At 69.5% G+C, this 8600-nt stretch carries 5 protein-coding genes; 2 read left to right on the plus strand and 3 right to left on the minus strand.

The window, feature by feature from the left end:
* Window positions 1–899 (minus strand): DEAD/DEAH box helicase (locus PCA_RS17460; protein ID WP_255436583.1); only part of this gene is annotated, 899 nt, incomplete at its 3' end.
* A 206-nt stretch (window positions 900–1105) separates the two neighbouring features.
* On the opposite strand from PCA_RS17460, the gene PCA_RS01025 reads away from it, so the two are divergent.
* Both PCA_RS01025 and PCA_RS01030 read left to right on the plus strand, forming a co-directional pair.
* Window positions 1106–3109, plus strand: coding sequence for a serine protease (locus PCA_RS01025; protein WP_181300261.1), 2004 nt, complete (start codon window positions 1106–1108; stop codon window positions 3107–3109).
* A 5-nt stretch (window positions 3110–3114) separates the two neighbouring features.
* A complete protein-coding gene (locus PCA_RS01030) occupies window positions 3115–3942 on the plus strand; it encodes an alpha/beta hydrolase (protein ID WP_181300262.1) in 828 nt (275 codons plus the stop codon).
* A 197-nt stretch (window positions 3943–4139) separates the two neighbouring features.
* Here the strand turns inward: PCA_RS01030 and PCA_RS01035 are convergent, their stop codons facing one another.
* Both PCA_RS01035 and PCA_RS01040 read right to left on the minus strand, forming a co-directional pair.
* Window positions 4140–6413, minus strand: a complete 2274-nt coding sequence (locus tag PCA_RS01035; RefSeq protein ID WP_181300263.1) for an ATP-binding protein — start codon at window positions 6411–6413, stop codon at window positions 4140–4142.
* A 285-nt stretch (window positions 6414–6698) separates the two neighbouring features.
* The coding region (locus PCA_RS01040) for a YadA-like family protein (protein WP_181300264.1) at window positions 6699–8600 on the minus strand (1902 nt) is incomplete at its 5' end.

Consider the following 8600-nt stretch of genomic DNA (forward strand, 5'->3'; position numbering starts at 1 on the left):
CGGGGGGGGGGGGGGGGGGGGGGGGGGGGCCCCCCCCCCCCCCCCCCCCCGGGGGGGGGGGGGGGGGGGGGGGGGGCGGGGCTTGTAGAGGTGTCTACGGGGATTTGCTTCGATGAAGGCTGTGGCAAGGTCGGCCCCTCACCCCAACCCTCTCCTCGCTCCTCAAAGCCGGCGCCATCCATGGCGCCTCCCCGCGTGCCCCAAAGGGGAGAGGGGGGAACAGCCGCGCCGACGAGAAATCTTGCAATGTCCTCGATCGGCTTCTGCGTCGCCGACAGGCCGATGCGCTGCAGCCGGCGCTGGCACAGCGACTCCAGCCGCTCCAGCGTCAGCGCCAGATGCGCGCCGCGCTTGCTGCCGGCGACGGCGTGGATTTCGTCCACGATCACGCTGCGCGTGCTCTTCAGCATCTCGCGACCGGACGCGGAGCCGAGCAGGATGTACAGCGACTCCGGCGTGGTGACCAGGATGTGCGGCGGCGTCTTGCGCATCCACGCGCGCTCGGCCTGCGGCGTGTCGCCGGTGCGCACGGCGGTGCGGATCGCCGCACCCGGCAGGGCCAGCTTCTCCAGCTCGGCGCGGATGCCTTCCAGCGGCTCTTCCAGGTTGACGTGGATGTCGTTGGACAGCGCCTTCAGCGGCGACACGTAGACCACCCGCGTCTCGTCCGGCAGCGTGCCGCCGTTCGCCACGCCCTCGCGCACCAGCGCATCGATCGCGGCCAGGAAGGCGGTGAGCGTCTTGCCCGAACCGGTAGGTGCGGCCACCAGCACGGGGCCGCCCGCGCGGATCGCCGGCCATGCCTGCGCCTGCGCCGCGGTGGGCGCGGCGAAGCGGCCGCCGAACCAGGCGGCGACGGCAGGATGGAAGCCGTTCAGCGGGGAAGCATCCGCATGCATGCAGGGCGAGGCACAACGTCCATGGGGTTTCGGATTCTACGCGTCCGTTCATTCGCAAACCGTCATGCGGGCGCCCGCATCCCGCTCTCGGAAAGGCCGCCGTGCGTCATGCAGACGAGGCGCCGCCATGCCAAGATGCAGGCGGTCGCCGCCCGCGAGGATGCCAAGGGGAGTCCGCGGGCCGCGCCGCCATGCGAAGGAAACGTATGCGTACATGGTGCGATTGGGCGATCCGCCGCCTCGGCCGGATCGGCGTGATGGTGCTGGTGTCCGGGCTTGCCCTCGGCATGTCGGCGGCGCGGGCCGCCAGCCTCGATCCCGCGCTGCTGCCGAAGATCCAGGCGGCCACGTTCGAAGTGGTGCAGGCCAAGCCCGTCAACGATCCGCTGAGCTACGAGAAACCGCTGCCGCTGGACCTGCTGCCGTATCAGGAACGCACCGACAAGTACCACTCCATCGGCACTGCCTTCGCGATCGGCCACGGCCGCTACGTCACCGCGGGGCACGTGCTGATGGCCGGCATCGGCAGCCTGTGGGGGCCGCCCGAACTGCGCGACGCCAGCGGCCGCGTGTACCCGATCGCCAAGGTCGAGAAGTTCGACCTGCGCCGGGATTTCGTGGTCTTCACGCTGGCGCAGCCGCCGGCGGATGATGCGGCGCTGGCCATCGACGGCAAGCCCGCGCTGAACGAAGTGGTGTACGCGGTCGGCAACGCGCTGGGCACCGGCGTGGTGATACGCGACGGCCTGTACACCTCGGACACGCCGGAACAGCAGGACGGCGCATGGAAGTGGATGCGCTTCTCCGCCGCCGCCTCGCCAGGCAACAGCGGCGGCCCGCTGCTGGACAAGGACGGCAAGGTGATCGGCGTGGTGCTGATGAAGTCGGCCAACGAAAACCTCAACTACGCGCTGACGATCCACCAGGTGCTCGACGCGCCGGGCGACCTCGCGGTGATCGACCGCCGCATGCCTTACCAGTTCGACCTGTTCGACACCACCAGCAACCAGCCCTTCAAGGCGCAGTTCGCGCTGCCGGCAAGCCTCGGCGATTTCTACGCGCGCTTCCAGAAACTGGAGGACGCGTACGTGGACGGCCAGCTCAAGGCCTTGCTGGCCAAGGAGCCGGACCGCGTCTTCCCGCAAGGCACCGGCTCCAACCGCCTGCTGCACAGCGGCGCGCGGATGAACGGCCTGCCCGCCCTGATCGGCCGCGACCCCACCGGCAACTGGAACGCGTCGGTGAAGCAGGGCCCGCGCATCCCGCTCTCGAACAATGGTTTCGTGGCGCTCGGCCTGGTGGGGCAGAACCTTCTGTTCCACCTGCGCAAGCCGGACGACGTCCCTGTCGCCAGGCTCTACGACGATCCGCAGAAACTGATGGACATGCTGCTGAAGATCGGTTTCATGGAGCGGTCGGTCGGCACCGAGAAGGTCAAGGTCACCTCGCTGGGCAAGCCGACGCTGGACGCCGTGCACACGGATCGCTGGCAGCGCCGCTGGCAGGTGCGCGCATGGCCGATTCCCTACGGCAACGGCATGACGCTCGTGCTGACGCTGCCGGTGCCGGACGGCTATGTCGGCATCGTGCGCAACCTGCCCGCCGGCAGGCTGCACGATTTCCGCATCAACCTTGAAGCGATGACGGACTTCTTCGACACCGCCTACGAAGGCACCCTCGCGCAGTGGCAGGATTTCCTGAAGAACCGGAAGCTGCTGCCTGCGGCGTTCGCGGACATCAAGCTCGATGTCGATTACGGACACCGTTTCGGTTACGTATCGCCGCGCCTGCGCTTCGATTTCACCCCGCAGGTGCAGGCCATCGACGCGAACAGCCTGTTGATGCTCGGCTTCGGCTTCTTCCCCGACAACGGCAAGGTCGCGTGGGACGTGGGCGACGTGCGCGTCTGGAAGGACCGCGCCGCCGACGAGATGGACCGCGTCGACATCCAGCGCGTGGCGCGCCCCTCGGACGACCTGGACGAGGACTACAAGAGCGTCTGGCGGAAGATTTCGCAGCGGAAGCATCCCTACGACGGCGTCGCGCGCACCGAAAACGACATCACGCTGATCAGCGCCGTGGCGAACGCCGACGCCGGCAAGGACGCGCTGTACGTGGCGTACTGCGCCGTGGCCGGCGCGCATCCGCAGGCGGACATGAAGGCCCGGCTCGACCTGCTCATGAAGAACCTGCAGGTGACGGAGCACTGACCGCCATGACGGGCGCAGCGGCGTGGCTGGACATGCCCGACGGCCAGGCGCTTCGCCTGCACGACTGGCCGCTGCCGCACGCGCGCGACGGCGTGCTGATCGTGCACGGCCTGGGCGAGCATGCGGGCCGTTACGACGCGCTGGCCCGCTGGCTCAACGCGCTCGGCTACGCGGTGCGCTCATACGACCAGCGCGGCCACGGCGAAAGCCCCGGACCGCGCGGTGTGCTCAGGCATGCCGACGACCTGCTGGCGGACCTCGCCATCGTGCACGCCGACTACGCGCGCACGCTCGGCGCCGCGCCGCTGCTGCTCGGCCACAGCATGGGCGGCCTGGTTGCGCTGCGCGCGGTGCTGGACGGGCGCGTCGCGCCGAAGGCGCTGGTGCTTTCCTCGCCTGCGCTACGCAGCCATGCATCGAAGGCACTGCAGTTGCTGGCGGCGACCCTCGTGCGCCTCGTGCCGAACCTGCCGCTGCGCAACGGGCTGGACCTCGCGGGCCTCAGCCATGATCCGCAGGTGGCCGTCGCCTATCGCGCCGATGCGCTGTGCCACGACCGCATCAGCCCGCGCCTCGGGGATTTCATCTTCCGCGCGGGTGCCGCCTGCATCGCCGACGCCGGCCGCCTCGACACGCCCACGCTGTTGCTGGTGGCCGGCGACGATGCGCTGGTCGACGCCTCCGGCAGCCGCGACTTCGCGGCGGCCGCGCCGGCGGCACGGCTGGTCACGCGTCACTTCGCGAGCCTGTACCACGAGCTTTTCAACGAGGCCGAGCCGGGCCGCGGGCAGGTCCTGGGACAACTTAGGGACTGGCTGAACGCACGCCCCTGAACAGGCGCTGCAGGGCTACGGTTCGATGCCGTCGGCGCAACGCCTCCGCACCGCTGTGCGGCACGCGGGCCTGCTACCGCAGCGAGGCAGTCGGACGCTTTCGGGAAACGCCTTGAACGGGCCGCCGCGTGGATGCCGGACCGATGCGCGGACGCCGGGCGTGCCCGGGGCGCCACGACCGGGTGGCGGTCGCCCCGTTACTGCAGGCACCTGGAAATCGCCTGCCCCAGCGTCTGCAGCGTGGTGGGCTTGGAGATGAAGCCGCTCACGTTCGCCGCGGAGTAGCGGGCGACGTGTTCGGCCGTGGTGTTCGCCGACATCACCAGGATGGGGATGTGCGCATGCCTGGCGCATTCGCAGGCACGAATGCGCCGCACCAGTTCATGGCCGTCCACCACCGGCATCAGGCTGTCGGTGATCACGATGTCGAAGTCCGCCGCGTGCAGCGCGTCCCAGGCCTGCTGGCCGTCGTCGACGATGGTGTGCCGGTAGCCGAGCTGGTCCAGTTGCTCGGAGATGACCAGGCGGTTGACCGGCTTGTCCTCGGCCACCAGGATGCGCACCGGGGAAGTCGGCCGGTCCGTGTCGTCGCGGCAGCAGGGCGCTTCGCGTGGCGCGGCGATCGGCAGCAGCGCTTCCGCCACCGGCAGGACCAGTTCCAGACGCGCGGTCGTGCCTATTCCCGGGATGCTGTCCAGCGCCACGTGGCCGCCCATCATGTGGGCGAGGTTCTGGCTGATGACCAGGCCCAGCCCGGCGCCGCCGAATCGCCGCGTGGTGGAGGCCTCGGCCTGGCCGAACGGCTGGAACAGCCGCGCCTGCTGGTCCGGCGAGATGCCGATGCCGGTGTCGATCACCGAAATGCGCACCTGGTCGCCGCCGTTGGCGCTGCGCAGCAGGTCGACGCGCAGGTCCACCACGCCGGTGTTCGTGAACTTGACGGCATTGCTGAGCAGGTTGGTCACGATCTGGCGGATGCGGGTGGCGTCGCCGACATGGGTCTTCGCCAGGCGCGGGTCCAGGCTCAGCAGGACGCGGATGCCCTTCTGGGTCGCCCTGGTGGCGAACAGGTCGATCAATCCGGCGGCCATCGCGCGCAGGTCGAACGCGGCCGCCTCGATCTGCAGGCGGCCCGATTCGATGCGCGAATAGTCGATGACGCCGTCGAGGATATGCAGCAGGGACTTGCCGGATTCGTGGGCCACGGCGAGCGTCTGCGCATGCTCGGTATGGGCCAGCCGCGTTTCCAGCAGTTCCATGAGCCCGAGCACGCCCACCATGGGCGTGCGTATCTCGTGGCTCATCATGGCCAGGAACGTGCTTTTCGACGAAACGGCTTCCTCCGCGCGCCGCATGGCCTCGCTCAGCTGTTGCTGCTGCTGGCGGAAATCCGTGGTGTCGACCCAGTAGCCGGTCCACTCCATCGAATCGTCGTCCAGGCGCCGCGGCTGGCTGCCTTCCGTGCGCAGCCAGCGCCAGGCGCCGTTGACGGCGATGCGGAACTCGAACTGCTCGATCGCGCTGCCTTCGGCCAGCGCCGCCGCCATCTTGCGCTCGGTCTCCAGCTGGTCCTCCGGGTGCAGGCGGCGGAACAGGTCGAGCTCCCGTTCCATGATCTCGGTCGGCGTCATGCCCACCAGCGACCGGGTGTCGCCCGCCACATAGTTGAATCGCCGCGCGCCGTCCGGCCAGCAGCGGATCTGGAAGAACGCGCCCGGCAACGTCAGGCTGATGCTGTTGAGGCGCTGCTCCAGCAAACGGGCGCGCATCTCGGCCTCGCGCAGTCCGGTGATCTCCACGCAGGTTCCGACCAGGCCGGAGACCTTGCCGTCCACGTTTTCCAGACGATGCACCCACAGCAGGACGTCCTTGTCGCGACGCGCGTCGTCCGCCGCCAGCCGGGTTTCGCGCCGCACGGCGCGACCCGATTTCACGACGTCCATGTCCAGCGCGTGGACCATGCACGATTCGGTGGCGCTGAGATGCCCGCTCTGGATCGCGTCCCGCCCGATCAGCTCCCTGCGCCGGCAGTCGAACATCGCTTCGTACGCCTTGTTGACCGCGACGTAGCGGCCTTGCTCGTCCTTCACGAAGACCGGATAGGGAATGGATTCGAACACGGCCTCGTGCAAGGCAAACCGGTGCGCGAAGCGACGCTCCTCCGCGCGCCACGCCGACCGGTTTCGCCGGGCGCGGCGAAAGCTGAGCTGGATGAAGCCGACCACGCCGAGCAGGCCAAGGATCGCTACCGCGACCGGCAGCATGCCGACCCGCTTCAGCGCCGTTTCCGCATCGTCGAGAATCGCCCGGGCATCCGCCACGCCGTCATCGGGCATGCCGACCAGCGACGAATCCGCCGGCGGCAAAGCGGCCGCCGCCACGGAGAAGGGCTCCGGCGCCGCCGTTTCGGGGCACGCGTACACGGACTGGAGTGCCAGCCACAGCAGGATCGCGCCAGCCGGCCATTTCATGTCGCGAGGAACCTTGCGGGACGTGCGTGGCCGCACCGGCACTCCGGCCACGACGGCGTCACGATGAAAGAACGATGGGTCATGGAAGTGATCCAGGATGGGCTCCGGGCGCAACGGGTGCATTGGCCCGGCGATGCCTTGCCAGGTGGCCGCGATGCGCCGCACGCGAAGACCGGTTCCCCGGGCCGCTGGCAACGACTTGCATCGTGCGGGGAATCCGGAAGGGCCGGCGATCATCCGCCGGCCCTTCGCTTCGTCGGCCATCGCCCCAGGCGATGTCGGGCCTTACCAGACCATCGCGGCGCCGAAGCCGGCTCCCACGTCGCCCCGGTTGTTGCCGGTGAGGTTGGCCTTCAGCACCCAGCGGCCGCTGGGCGTGACGGTGGACATGCCTACCGCCACCGCGGTCTGGCCGTTGAACGTACCCACGCCGGCACCGACCGATCCCTGGTTCGGCGCGTAGGCCTGCGGGATGTTGGCGGTGGCGATCGCGGCCGCCGTGCCTGCCGCCGCATCCCGGCCCACGTTGTTGATGCGGTTGTTGAGCGCACCGGTGGCGTGGTCCATGTAGTTCCGCGCCCAGTCCTGGGTGGACTGCAGCTGCGACACGTTCACCGCGTCCGTGGCATTCACGCCGGCCGCCACGTTGGTGATGACGCGCTCGTTGCCCGCCGAACCCACCGACACGCTGTTCGCCTGCGTGGCCTGCGAACCGGCGCCGATGGCCACCGCGTTGGTTGCGGACGCCGCCACCGACGCGCCCTGGCCGATGGCCGTGCCCGACGATGCGTTGACCTGGCTTTCCGCGCCCACGGCGACCGCGTTGGTCGCGTTGGCGGCGACGGAGCTGTTGGCGCCCAGGGCCGTGCCGTGGTCGGCATTGACCTTGGCATTGCCGCCGATGGCCGTGTCGTTCGGGCCGGCGGCATAAGCCCCGCTGCCCACGGCAAGGCCGTTGCTGCCCAGGGCCTGTGCGCCTTGTCCGATCGCGGACGCGTTCTCGCCCGTCGCCACGCTGTCGTAGCCCAGCGCCAGGCCGGCGGAATCGCCTGCATCGGCATTGCCGTGGGGAGCATCGCTGGCGGCGTTGCTGTCGAGGTAAGACAGGCTGCCACCCAGGCCCGTGTCGCCGGATTCGATGCTGGTCACCCGGGAATCGATGTCAGCGACCTGGTTGCCGACGTTGACGACCTGGTCGCTGACCGTGCTGATCTGGCTCAGCAGATCGCTCTGCAGGCTCGACAACTGGCCGAAGTTCACGGCGTCGTACATGCTCTTGCCGTTGGCGACGTTGGTGAGCGTCACCGGCGCCAGCGCGCCAGCGCCGCCCAGCGTGATCATGCCGCGGTTGGAGCCGGCGTCGTAGACCACGGCATCCATCGCGTTGCCGCTGCCGTCGACCAGGCCAGTGGCCTTCAGCTGGCTCACGTTCACCGCATCGGTGTCGTCCACGCCCGCGGCCACGTTCTTGATGGCGACCGGGCCCGACGCCTTGCCGCCGCCCATGGTGACGCTGCCGTGGTTCGGCGTACCGTCGGCGTTCTTGTCGTAGGTGACCGCGGCCACCGCATTGCCGTCGTCGTCCACCAGGCCAGCGCTGGCCAGCGAGCTCTTCAACTGCGACACGTTCACCGCATCGGTGTCGGCCGTGCCTGCGCCGATGCTGGTCAGCGTGCGGGCATTGCCGTCCTTGTCGGCAAAGTCCACCGACGTGCCGTCCGTGTCCTTGCCCACCGTGAGGGCGGCGCCCGCCGCCGCCTGTTGCACCAGACCCACCGTGCCGGTGTTCATCTGGTTGGTCAGGCTGGTGACGCTGCCTTCGACCGTGGTGACACGGCCATCGAGGTTGGTGACGTCGCCCTCGACCGTGGTGACACGGCCATCAAGGTTGGTAACGTCGCCCTCGACCGTGGTGACACGGCCACCGAGGTTCGTGATGCTGGTGGTGTTGGTGCTCACCTGCTGGTTGGTCGCGTACAGCTGCGAGCCGTTCACCGCCTCGGTGCTGGTGGCGCTCAGCTCGCCGGAGGCCACGTTGCGCAGCGCCACCGGCGCGGAGGCTGTGGCGCCGCCCAGCGTCACGCTGGCGTGCGTGGTGTCGTCGTACGCGAGCGCATCCGCCATCGCGCCCTGCAGGCTGCCGACCGTGCCCTGCAAGCTGGTCACGTCGCCCTGCGCGGCGGTCAG

It is taken from the genome of Rhodanobacter sp. PCA2 (assembly GCF_013620825.1).
In the GTDB taxonomy this organism is placed as follows: Bacteria; Pseudomonadota; Gammaproteobacteria; order Xanthomonadales; family Rhodanobacteraceae; genus Rhodanobacter_A.

Excerpts from the sequence above, each read along its gene's own strand:
- PCA_RS01025 (WP_181300261.1), top strand. The coding sequence starts at position 1,106 with ATGCGTACATGGTGCGATTGGGCGATCCGCCGCCTCGGCCGGATCGGC.
- PCA_RS01030 (WP_181300262.1), top strand. The coding sequence starts at position 3,115 with ATGACGGGCGCAGCGGCGTGGCTGGACATGCCCGACGGCCAGGCGCTT.
- PCA_RS01035 (WP_181300263.1), bottom strand. The coding sequence starts at position 6,413 with ATGAAATGGCCGGCTGGCGCGATCCTGCTGTGGCTGGCACTCCAGTCC.